At 66.2% G+C, this 26,046-nt stretch carries 23 protein-coding genes and 1 tRNA gene; 13 read left to right on the top strand and 11 right to left on the bottom strand.

The features are described from left to right. Positions 1-41: 41 nt before the first annotated feature. Both AZC_RS10075 and AZC_RS10070 read left to right on the top strand, forming a co-directional pair. Positions 42-899 carry an ABC transporter ATP-binding protein gene (locus AZC_RS10075; protein WP_012170470.1) on the top strand — a complete coding sequence of 286 codons (858 nt, stop codon included), beginning with the start codon at positions 42-44 and terminating at the stop codon, positions 897-899. Positions 900-922: 23 nt separating this feature from the next. Further along, entirely contained in the window at positions 923-1,801 is an 879-nt protein-coding gene (locus AZC_RS10070) for an ABC transporter permease (protein ID WP_012170469.1), read from the top strand. Positions 1,802-1,876: 75 nt separating this feature from the next. On the opposite strand, the gene AZC_RS10065 is transcribed toward AZC_RS10070, so the two are convergent. Then, entirely contained in the window at positions 1,877-3,256 is a 1,380-nt protein-coding gene (locus tag AZC_RS10065) for a sensor histidine kinase (protein ID WP_043879178.1), read from the bottom strand. Then, positions 3,246-3,914 (bottom strand): response regulator, encoded by a 669-nt coding sequence (locus AZC_RS10060; protein WP_012170467.1) that lies wholly within the window; start codon positions 3,912-3,914, stop codon positions 3,246-3,248. The genes AZC_RS10065 and AZC_RS10060 overlap by 11 nt, the downstream gene beginning before the upstream one ends. Before the next feature lie 375 nt (positions 3,915-4,289). On the opposite strand from AZC_RS10060, the gene AZC_RS10055 reads away from it, so the two are divergent. After that, positions 4,290-4,562: a hypothetical protein gene (locus AZC_RS10055; RefSeq protein WP_043879177.1), complete on the top strand. Its 273-nt coding sequence runs from the start codon at positions 4,290-4,292 to the stop codon at positions 4,560-4,562. A gap of 173 nt (positions 4,563-4,735) precedes the next feature. Then, the gene (locus AZC_RS10050) at positions 4,736-5,794 is read left to right on the top strand and encodes a sensor histidine kinase (RefSeq protein WP_070097003.1); all 1,059 of its coding nucleotides are present in this window, start codon (positions 4,736-4,738) and stop codon (positions 5,792-5,794) included. On the opposite strand, the gene AZC_RS10045 is transcribed toward AZC_RS10050, so the two are convergent. From AZC_RS10045 to AZC_RS10035, 3 genes are all read right to left on the bottom strand, one after another. Continuing rightward, the gene (locus AZC_RS10045; RefSeq protein WP_043879176.1) at positions 5,781-6,266 is read right to left on the bottom strand and encodes a DUF192 domain-containing protein; all 486 of its coding nucleotides are present in this window, start codon (positions 6,264-6,266) and stop codon (positions 5,781-5,783) included. The genes AZC_RS10050 and AZC_RS10045 overlap by 14 nt on opposite strands. 121 nt (positions 6,267-6,387) lie before the next feature. Then, positions 6,388-6,966 carry a cold-shock protein gene (locus tag AZC_RS10040; protein ID WP_012170463.1) on the bottom strand — a complete coding sequence of 193 codons (579 nt, stop codon included), beginning with the start codon at positions 6,964-6,966 and terminating at the stop codon, positions 6,388-6,390. A gap of 164 nt (positions 6,967-7,130) precedes the next feature. Further along, the gene (locus tag AZC_RS10035; protein ID WP_012170462.1) at positions 7,131-7,892 is read right to left on the bottom strand and encodes an SIR2 family NAD-dependent protein deacylase; all 762 of its coding nucleotides are present in this window, start codon (positions 7,890-7,892) and stop codon (positions 7,131-7,133) included. 54 nt (positions 7,893-7,946) lie between these two features. On the opposite strand from AZC_RS10035, the gene AZC_RS10030 reads away from it, so the two are divergent. The 4 genes from AZC_RS10030 to AZC_RS10010 all read left to right on the top strand — a co-directional run bounded on the left by AZC_RS10030 (position 7,947) and on the right by AZC_RS10010 (position 11,237). Further along, entirely contained in the window at positions 7,947-8,369 is a 423-nt protein-coding gene (locus AZC_RS10030; RefSeq protein ID WP_012170461.1) for a VOC family protein, read from the top strand. 441 nt (positions 8,370-8,810) lie between these two features. Continuing rightward, positions 8,811-8,885 (top strand) — tRNA-Glu (locus tag AZC_RS10025). Between the two features lie 107 nt (positions 8,886-8,992). Then, positions 8,993-10,039, top strand: coding sequence for a DUF6538 domain-containing protein (locus AZC_RS10020; protein ID WP_043879175.1), 1,047 nt, complete (start codon positions 8,993-8,995; stop codon positions 10,037-10,039). Positions 10,040-10,089: 50 nt separating this feature from the next. Continuing rightward, a protein-coding gene (locus AZC_RS10010; RefSeq protein ID WP_148209833.1) for an IS3 family transposase occupies positions 10,090-11,237 on the top strand; the annotation gives its coding sequence in 2 pieces (ribosomal slippage) (positions 10,090-10,354 and positions 10,354-11,237; 1,149 coding nt in all). 30 nt (positions 11,238-11,267) lie between these two features. Here the strand turns inward: AZC_RS10010 and AZC_RS10005 are convergent. The 4 genes from AZC_RS10005 to AZC_RS09990 all read right to left on the bottom strand — a co-directional run bounded on the left by AZC_RS10005 (position 11,268) and on the right by AZC_RS09990 (position 14,216). Beyond that, complete coding sequence (locus AZC_RS10005; RefSeq protein WP_043879174.1) at positions 11,268-11,486, bottom strand: hypothetical protein; 219 nt, start codon at positions 11,484-11,486, stop codon at positions 11,268-11,270. Then, positions 11,483-12,295, bottom strand: a complete 813-nt coding sequence (locus AZC_RS10000) for a hypothetical protein (RefSeq protein ID WP_012170458.1) — start codon at positions 12,293-12,295, stop codon at positions 11,483-11,485. The genes AZC_RS10005 and AZC_RS10000 overlap by 4 nt, the downstream gene beginning before the upstream one ends. 81 nt (positions 12,296-12,376) lie before the next feature. Continuing rightward, the gene (locus AZC_RS09995) at positions 12,377-13,042 is read right to left on the bottom strand and encodes a hypothetical protein (RefSeq protein WP_012170457.1); all 666 of its coding nucleotides are present in this window, start codon (positions 13,040-13,042) and stop codon (positions 12,377-12,379) included. 271 nt (positions 13,043-13,313) lie between these two features. Beyond that, a complete protein-coding gene (locus AZC_RS09990; RefSeq protein ID WP_043879172.1) occupies positions 13,314-14,216 on the bottom strand; it encodes a LysR substrate-binding domain-containing protein in 903 nt (300 codons plus the stop codon). Positions 14,217-14,344: 128 nt separating this feature from the next. Here AZC_RS09990 and AZC_RS09985 point away from each other — a divergent pair, with 128 nt between their 5' ends. The 5 genes from AZC_RS09985 to AZC_RS09965 are packed head-to-tail and all read left to right on the top strand — an operon-like array spanning position 14,345 to position 18,596. Beyond that, positions 14,345-15,250, top strand: coding sequence for an amino acid ABC transporter substrate-binding protein (locus AZC_RS09985; RefSeq protein WP_043879171.1), 906 nt, complete (start codon positions 14,345-14,347; stop codon positions 15,248-15,250). Positions 15,251-15,298: 48 nt separating this feature from the next. Beyond that, the gene (locus tag AZC_RS09980; RefSeq protein WP_012170454.1) at positions 15,299-16,066 is read left to right on the top strand and encodes an amino acid ABC transporter permease; all 768 of its coding nucleotides are present in this window, start codon (positions 15,299-15,301) and stop codon (positions 16,064-16,066) included. After that, entirely contained in the window at positions 16,063-16,755 is a 693-nt protein-coding gene (locus tag AZC_RS09975; RefSeq protein WP_012170453.1) for an amino acid ABC transporter permease, read from the top strand. Before AZC_RS09980 ends, AZC_RS09975 begins: the two co-directional genes overlap by 4 nt. A 23-nt stretch (positions 16,756-16,778) precedes the next feature. Continuing rightward, the gene (locus AZC_RS09970) at positions 16,779-17,513 is read left to right on the top strand and encodes an amino acid ABC transporter ATP-binding protein (RefSeq protein WP_043879170.1); all 735 of its coding nucleotides are present in this window, start codon (positions 16,779-16,781) and stop codon (positions 17,511-17,513) included. A gap of 9 nt (positions 17,514-17,522) precedes the next feature. After that, entirely contained in the window at positions 17,523-18,596 is a 1,074-nt protein-coding gene (locus AZC_RS09965) for a threonine aldolase family protein (protein WP_012170451.1), read from the top strand. Positions 18,597-19,084: 488 nt separating this feature from the next. Here the strand turns inward: AZC_RS09965 and AZC_RS09960 are convergent, their stop codons facing one another. Beyond that, complete coding sequence (locus AZC_RS09960; protein WP_012170450.1) at positions 19,085-20,887, bottom strand: ShlB/FhaC/HecB family hemolysin secretion/activation protein; 1,803 nt, start codon at positions 20,885-20,887, stop codon at positions 19,085-19,087. A gap of 3 nt (positions 20,888-20,890) precedes the next feature. Beyond that, the gene (locus AZC_RS09955) at positions 20,891-26,041 is read right to left on the bottom strand and encodes a beta strand repeat-containing protein (RefSeq protein ID WP_012170449.1); all 5,151 of its coding nucleotides are present in this window, start codon (positions 26,039-26,041) and stop codon (positions 20,891-20,893) included. Positions 26,042-26,046: the final 5 nt, after the last annotated feature.

The following is a 26,046-nucleotide window of genomic DNA, read 5'->3' as shown; positions in this document are numbered from 1 at the left end:
AGAGGCTCGCCGCGTGTCACGCCGGCGAGGGGAGGAAACGCATGTCTCTTCAGACCCTTGAGGCGACCCACCCGCCGGTCCTGCCGGCCGCCGCACCGAGCCCGGCCATCGAGCTTGAAAACGTCACCCGCCGGTTCCTGACGCCGGACGGCAAGTCCATGACGGCGCTGCACGATTTCACCATGACGGTGGATCGCGGCGAGTTTGCCTGCGTGGTCGGGCCCACCGGCTGCGGCAAGTCCACGACGCTCAATCTCGTCACTGGCCTTGCCAAGCCGAGCGCGGGCGAAGTCCGCGTCATGGGCGGCGCGGTCACCGGCATCCACAAGGACGTCGGCTTCGTCTTCCAGGCGGACGCGCTCTTTCCCTGGCGCTCCGTGCTCGACAATGTGGCCGCCGGCCCGATCTATCGCGGCATGCCGAAGGCGCAGGCCTATGAGAAGGCGCGCGACTGGATCGCCCGCGTCGGCCTCGCGCGCTTCGAAAAGCACTATCCTCACCAGCTCTCGGGCGGCATGCGCAAGCGCGTCGCCCTCGCCCAGACCTTCATCAACGAGCCGAAGATCCTGCTCATGGACGAGCCCTTCTCGGCGCTCGACGTACAGACCCGCACGCTGATGCAGGACGAGCTTCTGAGCCTGTGGTCCGGCTCCGGCGCCTCGGTGGTGTTCGTGACCCACGATCTGGAGGAGGCGGTGGCGCTGGCCGACAAGGTCTATGTGCTGACCGCCGGCCCCGCCACGGTGAAGAGCGTCTATCACATCGACCTGCCCCGGCCGCGCGTGATGGAGGAGATCCGCTACGACGCCGCCTTCGTCGAGAAGTGCCGCGTCATCTGGAACGACCTGCGCGAGGAAGTGCAGATCGGCCAGCAGCGCACGCTCAAGACCGGCCACTGAGCGAACGGGAGCCCTCCATGACCATGACCGCCCAGCCCGTGGCTGCCGCCGCCCCCGCGCCCCGCGCCATTCCCTCCGAGGCCGAGATCGAGGCCAAGGCCCGCGCCCGCATCAAGGCCCGGCGCACGCTCGTCATCACCCTGCGCATCGCCATCCTCGTGGCCGTGCTCGGCTTCTGGGAGATCGGCGCCGAGACCGGCTTCATCGATCCCTTCTTCTTCGCCAGCCCCTCGGGCATTGCCGACCAGATCTGGATCTGGATCACCGAGGGCACCTCGCAGGGCCCGCTGTGGACGCAGATCGTGGTGACGCTGGAGGAAACCGTCCTCGGCTTCATCATCGGCGCCGTGGGCGGCGTCGTGTGCGGCATCCTGCTCGGCCGCAACAAGCTGCTGGCGGACGTCTTCTCCATCTATATCAAGATCGCCAATTCCATTCCGCGCGTCGTGCTGGGCTCCATCTTCATCATCGCGCTCGGCCTCGGCATGCCCTCCAAGGTGGCGCTCGCCGTGGTGATGGTGTTCTTCGTGGTCTTCGCCAACGCCTTCCAGGGCGTGCGCGAGGCGGACCGGGCGATGATCGCCAATGCGCAGATCCTCGGCGCCTCCCCCTTCAAGATCACCACGACCGTCATCATTCCCTCGGCCATGAGCTGGATCCTCGCCTCGCTGCACGTCTCCTTCGGCTTCGCGCTGGTGGGCGCGGTGGTGGGCGAATTCCTCGGGGCCAAGCAGGGCGTCGGCCTGCTCATCGCCACCGCCCAGGGCGCGTTCAACGCCAATGGCGTGTTCGCCGCCATGATCATCCTCGCCGTGCTGGCGCTGGTGATGGAATTCCTCATCACGCTGGTGGAGAACCGCCTCGTGAAGTGGCGTCCCGTTCCGTTCCACGAGCAGAACTGAGGCAAGCCCTCTCCCGTATCGCGTCATCCATGGCCGGGGGCCTCCCCGGCCATTTTCGTCTGCGAGACTGCACGCTCAATCGGGCGTGGCTTCCGGCAGATGCATCTCCACCCTCAGGCCGCCCGCCACCGAGGTGCCGAGCACAAGGTGGCCGCCTGCCCCCTCCACCACCTCTCGCACGATGGAAAGACCGATGCCGGACCCATCCCCGGGCGTGCCCGGCAGGCGATAGAAGCGCTCGAATACCCGCTCCCGCTCCTCTGGGGGGATGCCTGGCCCGGAATCTTCCACCACCAGGACCGCACCGTCAGGGCCGCCCGAGACGGTGACTGTCACGGTGCCTTCCGTCGGTGTGTAGCGCAGTGCATTGTCTACGAGGTTCACGATCGCCTCGCGCAGCATGGCGCCGTCCCCTGCGGCTGTTGCTTCTGAGAGCACGTCGAGCCCGAGATCAATGCCGCGCTCGATGGCAAAATCCGCGAGGCCTTCCATCACCCGCCGGGTGGAATCGGCGAGGTCGATCACCTCGTCCCGCGGCCGCCGGCCGCCGGGCTCGGCCCGGGACAAGGTGAGGAGTTGCGCCGCGAGGCGGGCGAGGCGACGGGTGGATTCCTCGACGCCCGCCAGTGCCTGGTCCCGTTCCACGCCATTGCCGGAGCGGCGGGCGAAGGTGGCCTGCGTCGCCAGCAGGGCCAGCGGCGTGCGCAACTGATGCGCCGCATTGGCCACGAAGCGCCGCTGGGCCGCCATCTGCCCCTCCACGCGGCCCATATAGGCGTTGAGGGCTTCGACCAGCGGACGCAGCTCGCTCTGCACGGCAGTGTCCGAGATGGGCGTGAGGTCGTTCCGGTCACGGTCGCGCACAGCGTCGCGCAGACGCATCAAAGGGGCGAGGCCCCTCCGCAGGCCAAGCAGAACGAGAAACGCCGCCGCCACCAGCAGCAGCAGTTGCCGGACCATGCCGCCCACCCACAATTCCCGCACCATGGCGCCGTGGCCGGCGAGAGTGACGCCCACCACCACCACGATGCGCTCGCCGTCGCCGGCGCCCACCACGGGGTAGCGCAGGGCCGCGAGGCGCAGGGGCTCGCCGCGATAGGTGTCGGCAAAATGCGCGGGGATGCCGTCCTTCAGGCGTTCGGACGTGACGGGCAGATCCGGATAGCCCACGAGAAGACGCCCGGCGTCGGTATCCACCCGGTAATAGACGCGGTCCCGATGACCCGTGTCGAACATCTCCAGCGCGACCGGCGGCACGACCGCGTCGATGACACCGCGATCCACCCGCACATCCTCGGCGACGGCGCGCGCGGCAGCGTCCAGCGTGCGGTCGGTGACGAGATCGGCGGTGCTCCGCGCCTGCCGGAAGCTCGTCCAGACATTGAGCGCCATGAGCCCCGCGAGCGGCAGCAGGAGCCAGCACAGAAGCTGGAGGCGCAGGCTCTTAATGCGCATGGCGCAGCAGGTAGCCGAGGCCACGCAAGGTGACGATGGAGACGTCACTGCCCTCCAGCTTGCGGCGCAGCCGGTGCACATAGATTTCGATGGCGCTGGGATCGGCGAGATCATCGAGGCCGAAGATGGTCTGGGACAGCTGCGCCTTGCTCACCGTCTGGCCGGTCTTCACCAGCAGCGCCTCCAGCACCGCATGCTCGCGCGGTGTGAGGCTGAGCGGCGCCTCCCCCAGGCGGAACTGGCGGGTCTTGGTGTCGAAGGCCAGCCCACCGCAGGTTATGATCGGATCGGCCCGCCGGGCAGAGCGGCGCAGTTGCACCCGGATACGGGCCTCAAGCTCCGCCATGTCGAAAGGCTTCGCCAGATAGTCGTCCGCGCCCTCGTCGAGCCCGGCGACGCGCCCGTCGAGGCTGGCATTGGCGGTGAGGATGATAACCGGCACGGCGTCGTTGCGCCCGCGCAGGCGACGCAGCAGATGGAGGCCGCTCATGCCGGGCAAGGTCAAATCGAGGATGACGAGATCATAGGTTTCGAGGCTCAGCGCGTGATCGGCCGCCTCGCCGTCATGCAGCACGTCCACGACGAAATTGTCCCGCCGCAGGATCTTCGCCAGCCACTCGGCGAGTTCAAGATTATCTTCGACAAGAAGGAGCCGCATCTCACGCCAGCCTGAAGCTGCGGCACTCTAGAGCACCCGGCGATCCGCTGGCAACGAAGGCGACCGGCGCGAGACCCACCCGGCCACGAACACACACGTCATGCACAGGTGATGCCCTCGTCCGTATGCAGACGATCGCCGTTCAGGCAGACGGCAAACCGGGCCAACGCCAGAAAATGAGCATCTTTTCATCAGTGGCCTGACCGTTAAAGCCGCCTTTGTGTTGTTCCCAATTACGACGGGCGCGCCGAAAGCTTCCGACCAAAAAGGAGCCGGTCCGGAGACTAAGCTGAACCGGTCTAGAGGAAAGCCAGCTTCACGACAGCTAGCAATGGGATGATGATACCGGTCATAAAACGGGCGCGGAGCTGTATCGTGCTGGATATTCCTGCCGCTATCGTCGTGGTCGGGCTCTTCATTGCCTGTTTCGGTGCACTCATCGTCGGAAAATCCGCCTTCATGGGCCTCGATTATCCGGCGAAAGCCCGCAATGCCGACGGCACGGTCCGCGAAAACGGGGAGTCTCCGGAAATGACCATGGTTCATGCCCTGATGAACCAGACCCATGCCGCCACCATCGGCTTCTGCTGCCTTGCGGCGGGAACATGCATCCAGATGGTCGGAGCGGCAGCCGCCACCCTGTGGTGAGCGAAGCCTCGCCACGTGTGCCTGCCGGCTTCGCCCTTGCGCCTCCGGCCCCAGCGGTGCCATAGCTGTCTTCACAGTGTCCGGGGTGATCTCCCGCACGCGGGATTGAAGAAACGATGCGGACCTCTGCCGGTAGCGACGTCGAGTATGCTTTTCTCAGAGCACCGGGACAGATGCCGGGGGCGATCCGTGCTTTCGACTGGTCCACGACCCCGCTCGGCCCGATCTCAAGCTGGCCCGTCTCCTTGCGCAGTGCCGTCGGCCTCATGCTGGCCTCGCACTTTCCCAAGGCGGTGATCTGGGGCCCGTCGCTGACGACCCTCTATAACGACGCGTTCCTGCCCATCCTCGGCAGCAAGCCGGCGCCGCTCGGCCGCCCGTTCAACGAGATCTGGAGCGAGGTGTGGCCGCAGGTGGAGGCCATCCAGCAGAAGGCCTTCGCGGGAGAAGCCACCTTCATCGAGGATTTCCCCCTCGTAATCGAGCGTAACGGGCAGCCCGAGCACGCCTATTTCACCTTCTGCTACAGCCCGCTTCTCGATGACGACGGCAACGTCGCCGGCATGCTGGATACGGTCATCGAGACCACCGGCAAGATGGCTGCGCTGCGGGACGTCAAGCTCATCAATGGCGAGCTGGAGCACCGCATCCGCAACACGCTGGCCATCGTCGGCGGCATTGCCCACCAGACCTTCCGCTTCGCGGGTTCGCTGACCGAGGCGCGCGACATGTTCAATGCGCGCCTCGCGGCGCTCGGCAACGCCCATTCAGCGCTGACGCAGTCCAACTGGGCGAGCACGCCCATCGAACTTCTGCTGCGCAAGAGCCTGTCGCCCTATCAGTCGGCCGGCAACCAGATCACGCTGGAAGGTCCGGCACTCGACATCCCGCCCCAGAAGGGCCTGACGCTCTCCCTCGCCATCAACGAACTGGCTGCCAATGCCCTGAAGCACGGCGCCCTGTCCACGCCGGACGGACACGTCAGCGTGCAATGGAGCGCCGATCATCCGCCGGCGCTCGAGGGGTTCGCCTTGAACTGGATGGAGCGCGGCGGCCCACCGGTGCAGCCGCCGAACCGTACCGGGTTCGGTACGTTCCTGCTTCAGGCGCTGGCGGGTGCATTCAATGGCACCGTGGCCGCCGACTATGCGCCCGAGGGCCTGACCTTCCGCCTCTCCACGCCGCCTGCGGTGATGCCGACGGCCGTGAAGGCCGGGATCAGTTCCCGCTGAAGAGCTGGGTGCCCACCTTGTCACCGGTGGCGATGCCCAGCTTGCGGGCTTCCCCGCCGCCGATCTCGATCACCGCCCGCACCGGCTCGCCGGAGGAGATAGTGGCCTCGGAAAAGGGCGTCGTATTCTCCGCGATGCGGGCGATGGAGCCATCCGCGCGGATGAAGAGCATGTCGAGCGGAATGAAGGTGTTCTTCATCCACATATAGACCGGCTGGTCGCTCTTGAAATCGAACAGCATGCCTTGGCGCTCGGGCAGGCTCTTGCGGTACATGAGGCCGGTGGCCCGCTGTTCCTGCGTACGCGCCACCTCCACCTCGATCATGACCACGCCTTTGCGGGTGACGATCTCCACCGGCTCAAGGCTCGCGGCGTGGACGGCAGAACCGGCGCCAAACGCCAGCAGGCAGAGCGCAACGCAGGCCGCCGCCAGACGGCTCAGGAGGTGGCACGCCGAACGCCCGGAGGGCATGCGGGACAGTACAGCCGGACCAATCATCGGGATCCCTTGGAGAGGAGTGCTGGCGCTGGTGTGGGCCGAAGGGCGCGGCTTGGCAAGTCCTCCGAGCCCGGCCATTCGGGGCGCCGCAGCGTCAATGGGCGCCGGCGGGCGCGTCCTCCGCCTTCACCTCGGTGGCCATGAGGCCCTTCGGGCCGTCGCCATAGCGCACCAGCACGCTCTGTCCCGGCCGCAGTTCGGTCAGGCCCTGCTGCCGCAGCGTTTCCATATGCACGAAGATGTCCGGCGTTCCCTCGCCCTTCGAAAGGAAGCCGAAGCCGCGCATGCGGTTGAACCATTTCACCGTGGCCCGCTCGAACCCGCCGGACGGGGCGACATGGACACGGCTGCGGGTGGGCTGGGGCACGGGCTGGACGGCGGTGGACAGGTCCAGCGACAGCACGCGGAAGGCCTGAAGACCCTTGGAGCGGCGCACGGCCTCGCAAACGATGCGGGCCCCTTCCATGGCGGTGGTGAAGCCGTCCCGGCGCAGGCAGGTGACGTGCACGAGCACATCCGGACCTCCGTCATCGGGCACGATGAAGCCGTAGCCCTTGGCGGCATCGAACCACTTGACGGCCCCTGACACCTCCAAGAGATCGACGGGCCGTTCCGCCGGATCTTCCGAAGGACTGGTGAACTGCGGCCCGAGACCCAGTGCGTCAGACCCCATGACAACCCCGACAACCGCGCATGCGCGAACCGAGAGGAACCTCAAGGATAGCAAGTTACCGCAGCGACGCACACCCTTTCGTTGCAGCGCGACGCGACATTTTCGGCCCCCCCCGCTCCTTCCCCTCGCGCGTCCGCTGCGGCACCTGCGGGACCGCCGGCGCGCTAGAGGAAGGGCTCCAGCACATCGCCGATATCGTCCCGCACCACCAGATCCGCCATCTCGTCGAAGTCGGTGGGCTGGCGGTTGACGATGACGAGCCGCGCGCCGTTGCGCCGGGCCATGAGCGGAAATCCGGCAGCAGGATAGACCACCAGCGACGATCCCAGCACGATGAAGAGGTCGCACGTATCGGTGAGCGCCGCCGCGCGGGCCATCTCCCGCTCCGGCATGGCCTGGCCGAACGAAATGGTGGCCGACTTGATCGGCCCGCCGCAAGCCTCGCAATCGGGCGCGATGCCACCCGCCGCCTCGAAGCGGGTCTTCACCCATCCCAGCTCATAGCGCCGCCGGCAGTCGAGGCAGGTGGCATAGGTGCCGTTGCCGTGCAGTTCGACCAGATCCATGTCCGGCACGCCAGAGGCCTGGTGCAGCCCATCGATGTTCTGGGTGATGATCCCCGAGAGCCGCCCCTGCGCCAGCAGGTTCGCAAGCGCCCTGTGTCCCCGCCCCGGCTGCGCGCCCGCAAAGGATGCGTCCATCACGAACTTGCGCCGCCAGGCCTCGTTTCGGGCCGCCGGATGGGCGCGGAAGTCGCCGAAGGCGATGGGCTTGTTCCGGCTCCACAGGCCCCCGGGGGACCGGAAATCGGGAATGCCGCATTCGGTGGAGAGCCCAGCCCCGGTAAAGGCGACCGCCCGGTCGGCGGCGGTGAGAAAGTCCGCCAGTTCACGCTGGGCGGTCTTGAGATCGGCTTCGAAAATCATACCTTTGCCCCGCCGGCGCCCCGCCAGGTTTTCCCTCCCCGCCAAGGATCAGCCATGCGCTATCTCCACACCATGGTCCGCGTCACGGATCTCGACGCCTCGCTGGATTTCTACTGCAACAAGCTGGGGCTCGTCGAAGTCCGCCGCAAGGAGGTGCCGGCCGGACGCTACACGCTGGTTTTCCTCGCCGCCCCCGGACAGGCGGGCGTCGCCGAGGTGGAACTCACCTACAATTGGGACCCGGAAGCCTATGGCGAGGGCCGCAACTTCGGCCATCTCGCCTTCGAGGTGGACGACATCTACGCCACCTGCGCCAGGCTGCAGGCAGCGGGCGTGACCATCAACCGCCCGCCCCGCGACGGCTACATGGCCTTCGTGCGCTCGCCCGACAACATCTCCGTCGAACTGCTCCAGAAGGGCGGCGCCCGTGCCCCCGAGGAGCCCTGGGCCTCCCTGCCGAACACTGGCAAGTGGTGAGCATTCACCACTGAACGGGACGGGCTCCGGCAGGCCTCGGCCGCCGGAGCCCGTCTCTCCATCTGTCGCGCCTGTGAGGCTGTTGGGTGGTGGACACCGGCCGGCATCCTCGCAGCCGGCATGCTCGCAATCGACACATCCGTTGCCGCTGTCTGCGAGTTGTCGCAGCGCGCACCGGCAGCGCCGTCCCGGAGACCGGCCGCTCCCGTCTGGCGACCGCGCCTCTCCTCAAGCCCAGATATCCTTGAGAGCGTGACCCTCCCCTGCCGTTCGCCGACGGGCACCCGTCACGGTCCTGCCTGCCGGCCGATTGCGGCAGGAAACGACCGCGATACGTTGCCAGCCAAGGATTTTCTCTGAACATACCCACAGGAGAGGGATCGCGGTGCGACAGGCACTTGCGGCGCACCGATCCCCCCCCTATAAGGGCCCTCGCGCGCTGCGCCCTTCGTCTATCGGTTAGGACGCCACCCTTTCACGGTGGAGAGAGGGGTTCGACTCCCCTAGGGCGCGCCACTCGCTTTGCAAGGCCTTGTGCGGCAAAGTTTCTTGATCTGATAATGGTTTGACGAGCTGCGAGTGCTACACTTGCATGCTACGGATGGCCTTTTCGGATGCGTAGAATGAAGTACGTTCAGCGGCGTGCTGGCCGCTATGAATTTCGCTTCCCGTTGCCGGATGATCTCGCGGGAAAGGCCGTGCCCTTCGGCGCCCCCGCCTCGCTGCAGCCCCTCATCAACACGGCTACGAAGTGCTTCAAGCGGGAACTCGTCCGCTCGCTCAAGACGAACGAGGCCGCCGTGGCCGAACGCAAGGTGCTGGCCGAGATCGCTGCCACCCACGCCTTGGTCGACGCCGCACGCGCCTTCGTGAAGGAAGGGCCTGCCGCCTCCATCACACCCACGCAGATCGAGGCGTTGGCGATTGCGCACGAGAGCCGCATCTTGCGCGGCGACGAGGCCTTTCGCGAGAAAGGTCTCGGGTTTGACGCGACCTTCAACCGTCGCCCTCAACGCGAGAGCGGCATGAGCGACACCGACCTCCAGCTCTACGACTACCTAATCACCTTCCTCGATCGGGAGCGCCGTGGAGAACTCGCGCGCATGAGGCCGGGCGAGGACGTCAGTGAACTCGTCAACCAAGCGGTGAGCAGAGCCGGCCTTGTACTGCATCCCGATGATCCCGCATGGCGCCAGCTTGAGTTGGCCTTCCTGCGCGCCCAGCGTCGCGCCTTCGATGGGATCAAAGCCCGGCTGAACGGCGAAGACGTGCCGTCTCCCCCTCCTCCGCCGGCAACATCCGAGGCAGCGACGACCAAAGGCCTCACGATCAACGCGGCTCTCGAACACTGGAAGGGCGGCGGGGGACGCGGCGCCAAGAAGCCTCGTGAAGACTCGATTTTCGAGGCCAGCCGGGCCGTCCAGCGCTTCGTCGAGATGCATGGCGACATGCCGATCGCCGATATCAGCAAGGCGCAAGGCCGCGCGTTCCGTGACGCGCTGGCGGCCCTGCCCAAATCCCTTCCCCACAAGCTCATTCAGCTCCCGCTGCCGGAGCTCTTGAAGAGGGACCTCTCGAAATATCCGGCACGTAGCGCCCAGACGGTGAACAAGACGCTCGCCCTGCTGGGCGGCATCCTCACGCGCGCAGAGCGCTGGCCTGCCCCCTGAAAAGTGGTCCTCCGTGAAGTAGGCTTTTTGAGCCTTTGGAGGATGGCGCGATGGCGCAGAAGAAGCACAAGCCGGAAGAGATCGTCGCGAAGCTTCGGCAGGTCGACGTTTTGGTGTCGCAGGGGCGTCCGGTTGCGGAGGCGATCCGGGCCATCGGGGTGACGGCGTTCACCTATTATCGCTGGCGCAAGGAGTTCGGCGGGCTGAAGAGCGACCAGGTGAAGCGGCTGAAGGATCTGGAGAAGGAGAACGAACGGCTGCGCAAGGCGGTTTCGGACCTGACGCTGGAGAAGCTGATCCTGAAGGAAGCCGCGTCGGGAAATTTCTAAGCCCCGCCCGTCGCCGTCGCTGCATCGCGCACGTCGTGGCCAAGCTCGGCGTATCGGAGCGGCTCGCGTGCCGGGTTCTGGGGCAGCATCGATCCACGCAACGCAAGGTGCCAGTGGGCCGTGCCGATGAGGCGGGCCTGACCGCGGACATCATCGAACTGGCCACCCGATACGGTCGCTATGGCTATCGGCGGATCACGGCATTGCTGCAGGCGTCCGGCTGGGTGGTGAACGTGAAGCGGGTCGAGCGGATCTGGCGGCGGGAGGGGCTCAAAGTGCCAAGCAAGCAACCGAAGAAGGGGCGCCTGTGGTTCAACGGCGGGTCCTGCCTGCGGCTGCGGCCGGAGCATCCCAACCATGTGTGGTCCTATGACTTCGTCGAGGATCGCACCCACAACGGGCGGAAGTTCCGCATGCTGAACGTGATCGACGAGTTCACACGGGAGTGCCTGGCCATCCGCATTGACCGCAAGCTGAACTCGACCGCGGTCATCGACGTGCTGACGGACCTGTTCGTGCTGCGGGGCGTGCCCAGCCATATCCGTTCCGACAATGGCCCGGAGTTCATCGCCAAGGCGGTGCGGGACTGGATCACGGCCGTCGGGGCCAGGACGGCCTTCATCGCGCCCGGCTCGCCGTGGGAGAATGGCTATTGCGAGAGCTTCAACTCCAAGCTCCGGGATGAACTGCTCGACGGTGAGATCTTCTACAGCCTGGCCGAGGCGAGGATCGTCATCGAGGACTGGCGCCGGCACTACAACACCGAGCGGCCACACTCCGCGCTCGGCTACAAGCCTCCGGCACCGGCCGTTATCGTGCCGCAGGTGCCGCCAACATCAAATGCGCCCAACAGGCCCACAATGCATTAGACACAAGCCGGACCACTCAATAGGGGCAGGTCACGCATAGGCCTGCGTGTTTGAAGGCGCACGGCCACCCTGACTGAGGATGAACCAGTTCATCAGCAGCAGGCCACAGGCCAGTCCCGCCCAGGGGGTGAGACGCCGCAGCCACAACGGAATGCCGAGGCAGCTTGCAAAGAGCAGCAGGCTCCAGCTGAAGCCAACCTTGATGTCCATAAAGGCGCCAGTGCGGGGATCGACCAGGCGAACGGTCATTTCGCCCTCCGGGGCTGGGCCGCGAGCCAATGGCTTTCGCCGGCTGTGACCGTCTGGTCGAGCGCCCCGAAGGCCCTGGCATCTTGAAGGGCGAGCAGGCCCTGCCGCACCTGCCCCTCCAGCAACCAGGCCGGCAGATCGTCCGGCACCGCGCCGCCAACCCGTCGCAGAAGGCTGACGCGCCGGAACAGGGCAACATAGCGCTGGGCCGCCTCGGCGAGGCCGGGCTGCCGCAACAGATCGAGCGACAGCCAATCGGCCGCAAACCGGCGCTGAACCTCGCGGGCGAGATCGGCCAGTTGCGCGTCCGAGACCCTGGCGTCGATCTGCGCCAGCTGGAACAGCATCGACTGCGCCGCGCAGGCAAAGGCGACGCTGTCCGCCGGTATCGGCGGCGAAGCCGGCATCGCCGCCGCTTTCTCGGCAATGGCGAACTGCGCTGGCGTCGCCGGCACATATCGCCCGGTGCGCCCCGCGAAGACGGCGGCACACTGGCCACCCATCGCCTGTGTCAGTTCGGCATTGAAGGGCTGGAGACCCGGCGCCTGGGCCGAGAGTGTCAGGCCCAAGGTCATCTGCAGGCCAGACAGATCGTCAGCCTTGAGGCCTTCTGGCAGCACATAGGTCTGCCGGAAGATCCGGTCCGGATAGCTCCGCTCTGCGGCATCGACGCCCGATGCCGGTCCATAAGCCATGACGGCCAAGAAAAAGACGCAGGCCATCCTTCTGCGTGCACGCTGCACGCAGCCCTTGAAACGATGATCTTGCATGATGAGAAGCCCTAGAAGGCTGGGGCAGAGCGGCGACATGCCAAGGCGCCCTGTCTGCCCGATGAAAATGAGGAGGGCGGCCGAGGCCGCCCTCCAACGCTCAGTTCCTGTTTTGTTCCCTCATTGCTGCACGCCACACCCCGGATGCATCAGCCCAAGCGCGCTCAGATGGCACTCGAAAGAGGGCTGATCGGCATACTCACCTGTCCATTCCAGGGTGAGCACGTCCCCTCGCATCGCCCTGACCTGTGCCAGCCAGAAGCCGCAGAAGGCGCCATCGTCATAATCCGGGGCCAGCACCACATGGCCGACCGCGATGCGGGCCCATAAGTCCCCCGCCGCCGCATCAGACAGTATGGCCGTGCCATCAGCCTCAAGCGCGGCAGATGCCGTTTCCTTGGCTTCGCGAGTCGCTCCAGCCGCGTTCTCGCTTTCGGCCAGATCAGATGCCGCGCCGGCCTGATCGCCGCCCACGGCCGTCTCCGGCGGTCGTTTGATATGGCCTTGCTGTACGGCCAGCTCTGTCAGCGCCTCGATCACGTCGACCTCGATCTCCGGCAGGGACAAGGCCTCGGCATCCGCCGAGAGGGCCACGCTCTTGAGGCGCCCGAGCATGCCCTCTGGCAGGCGGTCGTCGAGCACGACGGCGACGCAGGCGAAGGAGTGCGCCAGAGCGTACGCCGTCTCGGCATCGACGCCCGTGGCGATGGCAGCGCCGAAGGGCTCCGTGGTGGTGAAGAGGGCGACGTGCGTCGTCGTCGCCAGCTTTGCAGGCTTGCGGCTCATGATGATCTCGCTGTGTGTGAAGAGGCGTCTAGCGCCGCTGTAACAATATCATAATACCACGAACATGTCAACAAGCCACTGAAACTCCACGTCTTTTGAAACGCGGCCGCGCTCCGAAAACGGGTGTTCGGCAAAATGCGAGCGCGTCCGACGCGACGGCCCCACTGGGAATCGGTCGCAGCGAACTCCGCCAGTAAGATAAGCGGCTTATGCAAATGTTCTGGGGGTGCTCGCCTTTACCGAAGGGCGTCTCCCTGCCCGACGGCTGCCCTTAAGCCATCAAGGTCAACTCTTGCTGAACCCGCCTGCGCGCATAATCGCTGAACACGCTGACCAACCGGCTGCGGGCGACATAGGGCGGGTAGATGAGCGCGACGGTGGTCGCGATCGCCGGCTGGAAGGGACGGATCAGCAAGCCCGCGTTTTCCCGCTCCTCATGCGCGGCGAGCGGATTGATGACACTGACCCCGAGGCCCGCGCCCACCAACGTGCAGACGGAGGCGCCGAGATCCGTCTCCGCGACGATGCGGCGGCGCGCGTTGGCCGCATTGAAGACCTGATCGATCCGCTCGGCCAATTGCCCGCCGCTGGGCGAGGCGATGAAGGGCTGTTCGGCCAGATCCGCCGGCGTCAGGACATCACGCGCGGCAAGCGGGTGGCCCGTCGGCAGTACGGCGACGCACTGGCCGGTGAAGAGCGGCTCCACTTCGACACCCGATGTCTCCTGATAGAGCATCGCCAGCCCGACGTCGCACAATCCTGACGAAACCCATTCATGGACGGTGGTCGCGGTTCCCGAGCGGATGGAAACCATAGCTTCGGGATAGTCCATCATGAAGTTGGCGGCGATGCGGGTGAGAAGCCCGCTGGCAAGCCGCGGCATCGCCGTGACCCGCAGGCGATCGGCCCGGAACGAACGGATGCCTTGCGCGGCCGCCTCCAAGGTGGTCAGGCCCGTGAAGGCCTTCTCCACCTCCTGAAAGAAGCGCGTGCCCTCGGCGGTTGGAAAGACGCGGCTCCCGCTCCGGTCGAACAGCGCAAACTGGGCGATCTGCTCCAGTTGAGCCACCAGGCGACTGATCTGCGGTTGGGAGGTGTGCATCCGGCGCGCCGCCTCGGTCATGGATCCGGTCTGGATCACCGCGCGAAACGCCTCGATATGCTGCAGCCCCATGCGCCGTCGTGCCATATCAGATCCGTATGGAATGCCTATCAATTAGAATTATGCCTCATGATGGAGGCTTGTCATATTCCTTGCCATGAAGAACGAGCGGTAACACCGCCATGCCAGTGGGGACACTTATGAAAGCGCTTGCCGGTATCGCCGTCGCCGTGTCGTGGGTCGCACTTGCGGGGCCTGTTCTTGCCGATAGCCGGGTCGACGCGATCCGCCAGACGGGCACCATCACGCTCGGCCATCCCGAGACGTCGGTGCCGTTCGCTTATCTCGACGGCAACCAGAAGCCCGTCGGCTACACGGTGGAGATCTGCGAGAAGATCGCCGGCGAGATCAAATCCGCGCTCAATCTCCCCAAGCTCGACATCCGCTACAACCCGACCACCTCCGCCACGCGCATTCCGCTGCTGGCCAACGGCACGATCGATCTGGAATGCGGCAATACCACCAATAATGTGGAGCGGCACAAGCTGGTCGCCTTCGCGCCCACGACCTTCGTGGCGCAGGTGGTTCTGATGGCGCGCAAGGACGGTGGCGTCGACGTGAATAACCCGGCGTCCTTCCGGGGCAAAACCATTGCCGCGCAGGCCGGCGGACAGACCTTCAAGGTCATTTCCCAGATCAATGCGAAGGGCAATTACGGCATCACCGTCGCTGGCGCCAAGGACACGGGCGAGGCCTTCCTGATGGTGGAGACCGGCCGCGCCGCCGGCACCGCCAATGACGACGGGCTGGCTTATGGCCAGGTCGCCTCTTCCAAGACACCCGACGCCTTCATCATCGGCACGAAGAGCCTTGAGATCGCGCCTTACGGCATCATGGAGCCGAAGGATGATCCGGAGTTCAAGAAGCTGGTGGACGATGCGGTCCTGAAGCTGATCAAGGACGGAACGGTCGCCGCGCTTTATGACAAGTACTTCAACGCGCCCATCCCGCCGCGCGGCATCAACCTGAAGTATCCCATGAGCGATGCCCTGAAGCGGGCCCTTGCCAAGCCGACGGATTCCGGAGATCCGGCCGACTATCAGTGAGCGCGGTCCGCGCTCCACACCCCGAGCGGCATCTGGCGGATCCGGGCGATGAAGTATGACTGGAGCTGGAGCGTCTTTCTCGACCTCTCGTCGGATGGCGTTCACAGCTATCTCTATAACCTCGGCCTTGGTGTGTTGTGGACACTGGGCCTCACCGGCGCGACGGCGGCGGGGGCCCTTGTGTTCGGCTCCATTCTGGGCGTCTTCCGCACCACCCGGGCGCCGGTGCTGAATGCCATCGGCGCCACCTATGTGGAGATCTTCCGCAACATCCCGCTGCTGGTGCAGATGTTCCTTTGGTACTTCGTGCTGCCCGAGGTGCTGCCCAAGGCGATCGGTCAGGCCATCAAAGGGATGCCGGCTCCCTGGAACGCCTTCGTCCCCGCCTTGCTGTGCCTCACCTTCTACGGGTCGGCCCGGATCGGGGAACAAATGCGCTCAGGGATCCAGTCGTTGCCGCGCGGCCAGCTTCAGGCGGCGCTGGCGCTGGGGCTGACGCCGGTAATGGCCTATCGGCATGTGGTCCTGCCCGAAGCCTTCCGCCTCATGATCCCGCCGCTCACCTCCGAGTTCATGGCGATCGTGAAATATTCCTCCGTCGCCATGACCATCGGCCTGCTGGAGCTGACCGGCCAGGCGCGCGCGATGCAGGAAGCGAGCTTCCATATCTTCGAGGCCTTCAGCGCCGCGACCGTGGGTTATCTGGTGATCAACGGCTGCATCGTGCTGGCCATGCGCTGGCTCGAACGCCGCCTCGCCGTGCCCGGCCTCATCGGTGCTGCGGCCAGCAGTCCGGCGCGGGTGGCGCAGTCATGAACGGGTCCTTCGACTTCGGCGCCATCGCGGCCGCCCTGCCCTACCTGCTCGGCGACGGGCTCGGTCTCACCTTCGGCCTCACGGTGCTTGCGGGCGCCATGGGATTCGGTCTCGGCATCCTGCTCGCCGTTCTGCGCCTCTCGCCGCTCAGGCTGCTGTCCGTACCGGCGACGCTGTATGTCAATCTCGTGCGGTCGGTGCCGCTGGTGCTGATCATCTTCTGGTTCTACTTCCTCGTGCCTTACATCGGCGCATGGCTCGTGGGGTCGAGCCGGCCCATCCAGGTGGGTGCCTTCCGCTCCGCCTTGGTCAGCTTCACTTTGTTCGAGGCGGCCTATTTCTGCGAGATCATACGTGGCGGCATCCAGTCCATCCGGCGCGGCCAGATCTCCGCCGGCCTCGCGCTGGGGCTGACCCGCCGGCAGACCTTCCTCAAGGTCGTCCTGCCGCAGGCCATCCGGAATATGACGCCGTCGCTCCTGACGCGGCTCATCGTGCTCTTCCAGGACACATCCCTCGTTTATGTCGTCGGTCTCACCGACTTTCTCGGCGCGGCGTCGAAAGTTGGCGCGCGGGACGGCCGCCTGACAGAGTTCTACGTCTTCGTGGCCGTCGTCTATCTCGTCATCTGTTTCGCCGCCTCTCGTCTGGTGAAGCGCCTGGAACTGCGCTGGAAGGTGGCTCGATGATCTCCGCTCCTGAAAGCAGCCCGATGATCGAAATCAGGAATGTCAGCAAGTGGTACGGCCCGCATCAGGTGCTGAACGCGTGCTCCACGCAGGTCGCCAAGGGCGAAGTTGTGGTGGTGTGCGGCCCGTCGGGATCGGGGAAATCGACCCTCATTAAGACGGTGAACGCGCTGGAGGATTTCCAGCAAGGCGAGATCATCGTCAACGGGATATCGGTGGGCGACCGTCGCACGAACCTGCCGCGCCTGCGGGCCACCACCGGCATGGTGTTTCAGCACTTCGAACTCTTTCCGCACCTCAGCGTCATCGACAATCTCTGTCTCGGCCAGATGCAGGTGCTCAAGCGCAGCCGGACGGATGCGCGGGCGCGTGGCCTTGCGCTGCTCGAACGGGTCGGCCTCGTCGCCCACGCGAGCGCGTTTCCCGGCACGCTCTCGGGCGGACAGCAGCAGCGCGTGGCGATCGCCCGCGCGCTGTCGATGGATCCCCTCGCCATGCTGTTCGATGAGCCCACCTCGGCGCTCGATCCGGAGATGGTGACGGAAGTGCTCGAGGTCATGACCGACCTCGCCCGCGAGGGCATGACCATGATGGTGGTGACGCACGAGATGGGCTTTGCCCGGCACGTCGCCGACCGTGTCATCTTCATGGATGCCGGCCGGATCATTGAGGACTGCCCCAAGAGCGAATTCTTCGACCATGTCGAGGCCCGGCACGAGCGGACCCGACTGTTCCTTTCCAAGATTCTCAAGCAGTAGGGTGCCACGATGTCGGTCCAAGAGAATGTCGCGGGAACGCTGGCGCGGCCGTCCGCAGATCAGGCGCCCGTGGATCTGCGCAGCGACACCGTGACCCGTCCCACCGCCGCCATGTACGAGCGGATGATGGCTGCCGAAGTGGGTGATGATGGCCTCGACGGCGACCCCACGGCCCGCGAGCTGGAGGCCTATACGGCCCAGACCTTGGGCAAGGAGGCGGGCCTGTTCGTGCCGAGCTGCACCATGGCCAATCTCCTTGCAATTCTCGCGCAGGCGGAGCGTGGCGAGCAGGTGGTGCTGGAAAGCTCCGCCCACATCTACACCTCTGAACGGGGATCGGGCACCTTGACCGGGCTGTTCTATCTCCCGGTTCCCGGCACGGCCGGCGCGATGGATGTCAACGCGCTTGAAGACGCGCTCACCGCCACCGGCCATCGCCTGCGCACCGCGCTCGTGGGCATGGAAACCTCCCACAACAATGCCGGCGGCGCCGTGCTCCCGCTCGCGCACATGCGCACCGTCCACGACCTCGCCCATGCCCGTGGCGCGCGCGTGCACCTCGACGGCGCGCGTCTGTTCAACGCCGCCGTGGCGCTGGATGTGCGCCCGGCGGAGATCGCGCAGTTCGCCGACACCGTGTCGCTGTGCCTGTCCAAGGGCCTGTCTGCACCGGTGGGGGCCATCCTCGCCGGCCCGAGGGACACCATCGCGAAGTGCCGCCCCCTGCGGCGGATGCTCGGCGGCGCACAGCGGCAGATTGGCATCATGGCCGCGGCCGGGCTTGAAGCCGTGCGCACCATGGGACCGCGCCTCGCCGAGGACCATCGCCGGGCCCGGCGCCTCAGCGAGGGCGTCAATGCGCTGGCCGGCACGATTTCGGCGAGCAGCCCACAGACGAACATCATCCAGATCGACGTGTCGCGATCCGGCCGCGACAGCGGGGCGTGGGTCCAGCGTCTGGAAGGCATCGGCCTCCTCACCCGGCCGTGGGGAAAACAAAAATTACGTTGCGTCACGCATCGCGAGATCGACGATGCCGCCATTGAACGCGCCATCGCCGCCTTCGCAAAAGCTCTCGTCTAGGAGACAACGCGACCCTTCAAACGCTGAGGGCTGCCCCCTACACCGCAAGAGGCAATGCTCGTTCCAGAGCAAACACCAAATCAGAGTATGTGAAGCGAAGAGCGTCGCGCACGTGATGTGTTGGCGTTGGCACGCCAAACTGCTACATTCATGCCACATTGCAGCTTGCTATAAACCAATCATATCAGGGACTTGGCCGTCCGGCCGCCGTTTCCCCTAGGGCGCGCCAGCACTTCCTCTTCATCGTCTGGCCGGGTATTGGATCGCTTTGGGCAACGGCGAGCGATGGGACGCACGCGTTTCTCCTGTGACGGCCCGCGGGCATGCTTCCAGTCTTGCGCTGACCAGCGAATGGTATGGATGAAGCGGCCGGATGCTGCTGGAAGCCATCCGGAACCAATCAGTGCTTATAGGACGATCGTCCGCCAGTTCACATCACCATCGGCAGGTGAACCGGCCGATCTCAGCCGCCAGCACCTCGCCAGCCCTCAATAGCTCACATACACCCGCGCCTGGAGGGTAAAGTCGCCGGCCTTGGTGTAGGTGGCGTCCGTGAGGGCGACGCCGCCGACGAGCGTTGCGGTGAGGTTGCGGTTGAGGGTGTAGTCGAGGCCGAGGCCGAGGCCGGCCAGCGACGTGTCGTTGTGCGGCACGGCCCCCAGCACGCCCTGATAGCCATAGGCCCGGCCCCAGGCGAGGTCGAGGAAGGCGTATGGCGACACCTGATCGGTCACACCCGCAACGCCGAGGCTCGAGAGCAGCGCGAAGGTGGGCGTGCGCAATTCGTTGCGCCACACGAGGCCCGTGTCCACCGTGCCGTCGTCCAGCGTGTAGCCGCGCGTGGCGTAAAGACCGCCGAGGCTCAGTTGCTCGGTGTCCGGCAGGGGCTGGCCCGCCGCCGTGCCCGACAGGTCGCTGACCCAGTTGAAGCCCGCGGGCAGGCGCGTCACCCGGTTGAGATCGCCGGTGCCATAGACATAGGTCACGTCCGTGACCCGCCCGCCGCTGTAGCGGCTCCACTGTGCGGCGCTGTTGCCGCCGATCACCCCGCCCGGATTGCCGATGAGCTTGAGATCCAGGCTCGTGGTGCCAAAGGGGTCCGAGCGCGAAACCGACCAGCCGGCGATCAGCTCGAACAGGTCCGCATTCGCCCCGCCGATGTCCGACCCGCTGAAATAACTGGTGCGCGAGACCGTCTTGCCCGTGGCCCCGAGGATGAGATCGCCCGCATAGAGGCCCGGCACCAGATTAGAGAGCGCCGTGCGGTAGTACACTGGGATTTCCAGCGTCTGGTTGTCATAGGCGAAGGTGGCGCCCTGCGCATTCTGGCGGGTCGCCACATAGTTCGGCACGAATTCGAGGCTCTGGCGGGCGCCGGTGGAGATCACGAGGCGCCCGGCCTGGCTGTAATAGCTCGGCTGGTCCGGTCCGGTGCCGACCGCGGCCGGATCGCTCCAGAAGTTCGGGCTGCCGGTGATCTGATAGGAGAGATAGCTCTCAGGCAGGCCGGGCAGCGCGGCGCCGAAGCCCGCGAAGTAGCGGTCGAAGCCCGTGGAGTGGGTGCCGGTGTTGGACAAGCCGCCGAACACCTGCCAGGGCTTCTGTGGCGTCACTTCCAGGGTGAGAGTGCTCAGCCCCAGTTCATCCCCCGGCGCGAAAACGCCGTTGACCGTGTGATAGGGCGAGCGGTTGAGCCAGGCCAGATCCTCCTCCAGCGCGTCGGAGGCGATGCGCTGGCCGGGCACGGCGCGCACGCGACCGGAGAGCGCAGCCTCGGTGCCCGGTTCCGCGCCCGAGACCTTCACCGATCCGGTGCGGAACTCGACCACGCGCAAGGTGAGGACGCCGCCGGTGACTTCCTGCGGCGGCAGGGTGACGGAGACGAAGGGATAGCCGGCCGAGCGATAGACCTTGGCGATGGCCGCCTGGATGTCGGCGATGCGCTTGCGCGAGAGCGGCTGTCCGAGGAAGGGCGTCAGCGCCTGCGTGAGGGCCGCGCGGTCGATCTCGCCCACGGCGCCGATGCGGATGCCGCGCCCTGCCCGTTTCGCCACGCTCTCCTTCGGCCCGATGAGGCTGATGCCGGACAGGGCCACGCCAAGCGGCGTGTCGTCCGGGCTGCCGGCCAGATCCTGCGGCCCGATGACGAGCCGCCCCTGCCCCGAGATCACCGGCGGCAGGTTGCGCTCCACCGGCGCGATCACCTGCGCCAAGGCGGCCGTGGCGGGAAGAAGGACGACGCCCAGCGCCAGCGCGCCGGTGCGCATGATCGGGGAACGGGGAGCGCTCATCCCTCACTCACCCCGGAATCTGAGAAAGGAGGCGGAGGGCCGATTCTCCGGCACCGGGAACAGGCTGCAGGGGCCGCCGGCCCCGCCGTCGCATGAAACGACGGTGGGCGGAGGCACGATCTGGGGCGTCTGGTCCACGGCTGTCACAAGCCCTTCCGTTGCCTCTGTCACGACCACCTCGTCCGAGGCCCGCGTCTCGATGAAGGCGGGAGTCTGCGTCGATCCCACCACGGTTAGCGTCCCCGGACTGTAGGTCAAGGCATAGTTCGCGCCGGCGGACAGGCTGCCCTGGGTGATGGGGTAACTACCCACCATCGACAGGGGGCCAGCGGAGGTTGCGAGCGTCCCGGAGAGCGTGTCCCCGTTCACCAGCCCACGCCCCCCGACCCGGTAGCTGAGAGCGGGATTGGGCGCGCCCGTCGCGCGCGTCTGGTCATCCGCCGTTATGGTGAGAGGACGTGGAAGGACCAACAGGGCGCCGCCCACATAAGTGAGCGCATAATTGGGAGACGCCGAGAGCGTTCCCCGCCCGATGGCATAGGGGCCCACGATGGAAGACGACGTGGCGGAGGTGGTGAGCCCCCCGGAGAGCGTGTCGCCATTCACGAGGCCTGCGCCGCCGATCGCATAGGTGAGGAGCGGCAGGCCGTCGCCATAGGTCATGGACGTCGCGTTGGCCGTAACCGTGAGCGGGCGCGGCGTCACCGAAAGGCCGGCCCCGGAATAGGTGACCGCGTAATTGGACGAGGCCGCCAGCGTGCCCTGCGTGATGGCATAGGTGCCGACGCCGGACGTGGACGAAGCGGACGTGGCCTGCACGCCGGTGAGCGTGTCGCCATTCACCAGACCTGCTCCGCCCAGCGTATAGGTCAGGACCGGCACGCTGGCGCCATAGGTCATGGACCGGGCGTCGGCGGCAATCGTGAGCGCGCGCGGCGTTACGGCCAGATTGGCGCCCATATAGGTCACGGCATAGTTGGACGACGCCGCCAGGGTGCCTTGCGTGATGGCATAGGTGCCGACGCTGGCCATGGACGACGCGGACGTGGCCTGCACGCCGGTGAGCGTGTCGCCATTCACCAGACCTGCTCCGCCGAGCGTATAGGTCAGGACCGGCACGCTGTCGCCATAGATCATGGACTGGGCGTCGGCGGCGATGGTGATCGCGCGCGGGGTGATGGCGAGATTGGCGCCCGTATAGGTGACGGCATAATTGGACGACGCGGCCAGGGTGCCTTGCGTGACGGCGTAGGTGCCCACGTTGGCCGAGGACGAAGCGGATGTGGCGAGGGCTCCGCTCAGAGTGTCGCCGTTCACGAGACCTGCCCCGCCGATCCCATAAGTGAGCCCCGGCGGGCTGTCGCCATAGGTCATGGACTTGGGGTCCGCCGTGATGGTGAGCAGTCGGGGCGTGACGGAGAGGTTCGCCCCCACATAGCTGAGGGCATAGTTGGACGAAGCGGCCAAGGAGCCTTGCGTGATGGCATAGGAGCCGACGCCAGAGGCGGAAGAGGCACCCGTCGCCGCCGCTCCGCTGAGGGTGTCGCCATTCACCAGGCCGGCGCCTCCCACCGCATAGGTGAGCCCAGGTATGGCATCGCCATAGACCATCGACTGCGCGTCGGCGGTAACGGTGAGAGGCCGGGCGGTGACTGAGACGTTGGCACCCGTATAGGTCACTGAATAATTGGATGACGCGGCCAGCGTGCCCTGCGTGATGGCGTAGCTGCCCACGCTGGCCGTCGACGAAGCGGATGTAACGAGCGCGCCGGTGAGCGTATCGCCATTCACCAGACCTGCCCCGCCCAACGCATAGGTCAGGCCGGGCACGCTGTCGCCATAGATCATGGACTGGGCACCGGCAGTGACGGTGAGCGCGCGGGGCGTGACGGAGACGCTGCCGTCCACATAGCTCAGCGTGTAATTGCCCGATGCGGCGCCCGACAGCGAGCCGCCGCTGGCACTGCTGGTGTAGGATGTGCCCACATTGGACGTAGACGTGGCGTTGGTCGTTACCGAGACGCCGGACAGCAGGCTGTCGCCCTGGCCATTCCTCCAGCCGGAGGCCGTGTAGCCGAGCGCAGGCGCAGCGTAGCCATAGACCATGCTGCCGCCGTTCGCCGTCACCGTGAGCGTCGCGGGTATGACAGTCACGGATCCCGAACTGACAAAGCGGGTCAAGCGTCCTCCCCACGACGTGCCGCTGCCACCGGACAGGGCAACGGCATAGGTCCCTACATCGCTGGCAGAGGTCACGCCCGAGGCATAGGCCGGGTTGGCGGTGACCAAATTGCCATAGCCGCTCCCCGTTCCGTAATAGGTGTAGGTCCATGCCGGGCTGGCATCGCCGTAGGTCATGGTGCCTGTGGCATTGACGCCGACGACACCCGAGACGGCATAGAGCTCGGCATAATGCCGCTGGCCATCGCTCGACTGGCTGGTCAAGGCATTGGGGCGGGCCCAGACCGTCGTGAAATCCCAGCCGGCGGCGCTCGCCAGGGCGTAGAAGCCGCCGGAGGTCGTTGAGCCATCGCGCATCTGCGCGGTGGTTAGCCCGGTGACGCCGCCTGAGGAACCGGACCCGACGCCGTTGGCCTGCCCCGTCGTCTGCGTATTGTAGAACGATGCGGTGATTGAAACGCCGTTGGTGTTGTCACCAATCAGTCCGCCGACGCTGGTGGATGTGCTCGCGCTGACGGCACCGCTGGAATAAGCGTTGATGAGCACACCATAATTGGCGCCTATGAGGCCGCCAACATAGTTGCTACCGCTGACCGAGCCTGTGGCGTAGACATTGGAGATCGTGCTGTTCCCGGCGCCCGTGCCATTGATGCCGATCAGCCCACCAACCTTGTCGTTGCCGCTAACCGTGCCCGTGGCGTACGCCTGCGAGATCGTTCCGGTGTTATAGCCGATCAGCCCGCCCACATAATCTTGGCCTGTTACGGCGCTGGACGCATAAACGTTCGTGATGATGCCGTGGTTGATACCTGAAAGGCTGCCTGTGGCGATGCCACCCGTGACGCTGCCACCAACAAGACCCAGATTGCGGATTTCTGCGCCGGGGGCGAGGTCGCCAAACAATCCGACGGCGGTCAGGCTGCCACGGTTGATGAACAGTCCCGAGATGACATGGAGCTGGCCATCGAGTGTGCCGTAGAAATAGCTGGAATTTGTCCCCACGGGCTGAAAGCCCGCGCCGCCGTTCCAGCTCGTGGTTGCGCTGGCGTCAATGTCCCGGCCCAGCGCGTAGATGCCGTTGAGGTTGGTGTTCATGTCCTGGAGATCCTGGACCGTGTTCACCAGCATGTAGGCGGTGAGCGTTCCCGAGGCGACGCGGGCGGAATAGTCGGTCGGTGCCGCAAAGCTGCTCGGATTGTAGAAAATCGAGACGCCGCCTCCCGCACTCAGCGTCGCGCCGGTCCCGAACGTCACGGTGCCGGTTCCGGTGCCGGTGTTATCTGCTCGCAGCAGGATGGACGAGCCCGTGCCGCCGGTGATGCTCGCATTCACAGCAATGGAGCCATAGGCCGAGAGCGTCAGGGCTGATCCGCTGCTCCAGTTGATGGGCGTCGCGACTGTGATGTCACCGGCCTGCGCCCCGGCGGAACCCGTCGTCACCGTCACGTTCGCTGTGGCGAGGGCATTGGTCAGGGTCGTGGCATTCAGGACGCTGTTGTTGGCGTTGGCGTTGAAGCCGGACATGCCGCTGCCCGACGCCGCCGAAATCGTCAGGTTGTAAGGGTCCAGCAGCAGCGTGCCGAAAGCTCCCCTCTCGCTCCTGAGGTCCGCCGTGCCGTCAAAGGCGAGCCGCACCTTGCCCGAGACTTCCGCATCGCCACCCGCGGCGGTCCCCGCCGCGGTGGCGCTGATCGTCCCGTCAAAGCGCGTCGTCCCGTCCGACCAGACCACGGTCCGTCCGCCTGCACCCGCCGTACCGTCCACCCGGATGCTCGCGCCGGCTTCCACCGTTGTGGTGGTGGCGGTCGCCACATCCTCCGCGAGATACTTGGTCGTGGCGTCCTTGCCGCCCTGATAGTCGCCACCAACGAGGACGAGGCCGCCCGTGGCGCCGCTCGCATCGAGGTCGGCGCCCGCTGCAAGCTGGATGTCCCGGCCCGTCACGACGATGGTGCCGCCCGCATCGCCTTCGCCCTTGGCGTCGAGCTTGCCGGACACCTTCACCGTGCCGCCCGAGACCCGGATCTCGCCGCCTTTGGCCTTGCCGTTCGATGCCGCCGCCCGCGCGGAGAGCTTCTGCGTGACCGTGACGTTGCCGCCATCGCCGGCGGTGAGGAAGATGCGGCCGCCCTTGCTGGCAACGCCGGTGGCCTTGGTGAGGCTCTCCGTATTGCCGGCCAGCGCATAGACATTGCCGCCATTCGCCTTGAGCTCCGCCTCGGCGGCCTTGATGACGCCGGTGGTCTTGGCTTCCGTATCGCCGCCGCCCACCTTCACCACGAACTTGCCGTCCGAGAGCGCGGCATCGCGCACCAGCACCTCATAGCCGGCGGCAAGACCCACCGTGCCGTTGGGCGCGGAAATGGTTCCGGCGTTCTCGACCTTGCGGGCGATGAGCGCCACGTCGCCGCCCAGCGAGCCGATGCTGCCGTAATTGATGACGCTGGCAGTGCTGGAGCCCCGGAAGGTCATGGCGCCGCCGGCGTTGAACTCGGCATCCGACACGTCATGGGTGGACGCAATGAAACTGCCGCCTGTCGTCACCTGTCCGGTGGGGCCGACCGTGATGCCGTTGGGGTTCACCAGATAGACGCTGCCGGTGGCCGAGAGGCTGCCGTCGATCTGCGAGGGCGAAAGGCCGGTGACGCGGTTGAGTGTTGCCCCGCTCCCATTCTCGAAGCGCACGGCATTGCCCGCGCGCACCGAGAAGGAGCCCCAATTGATGATGGCATTGCGCGACGTCTGGGTGATGAGCACGCTGGTGGCGGACGGCACCGAGATCGCCGCGCTGCCGGAGACGACACTGCCGGAAGTGGGGAGTTCCCCGCCCCTGGCCGCCGGGGCCGAGAGTGCAGTCGTGGCCAGCAGCAAGGCGACCAGCCGCGCGGAGCGACCCGCCGGGCGGCTGGTCCAGGCCGCTGCGCGTGCGGAAGCGGAAGGGAACGGGGCAACGTCTGCGACCTGGGACATCATGAAGG

The sequence above is a fragment of the Azorhizobium caulinodans ORS 571 genome (assembly GCF_000010525.1).
GTDB lineage: Bacteria > Pseudomonadota > Alphaproteobacteria > Rhizobiales > Xanthobacteraceae > Azorhizobium > Azorhizobium caulinodans.
This window is presented reverse-complemented; position numbering and strand designations above follow the sequence as displayed.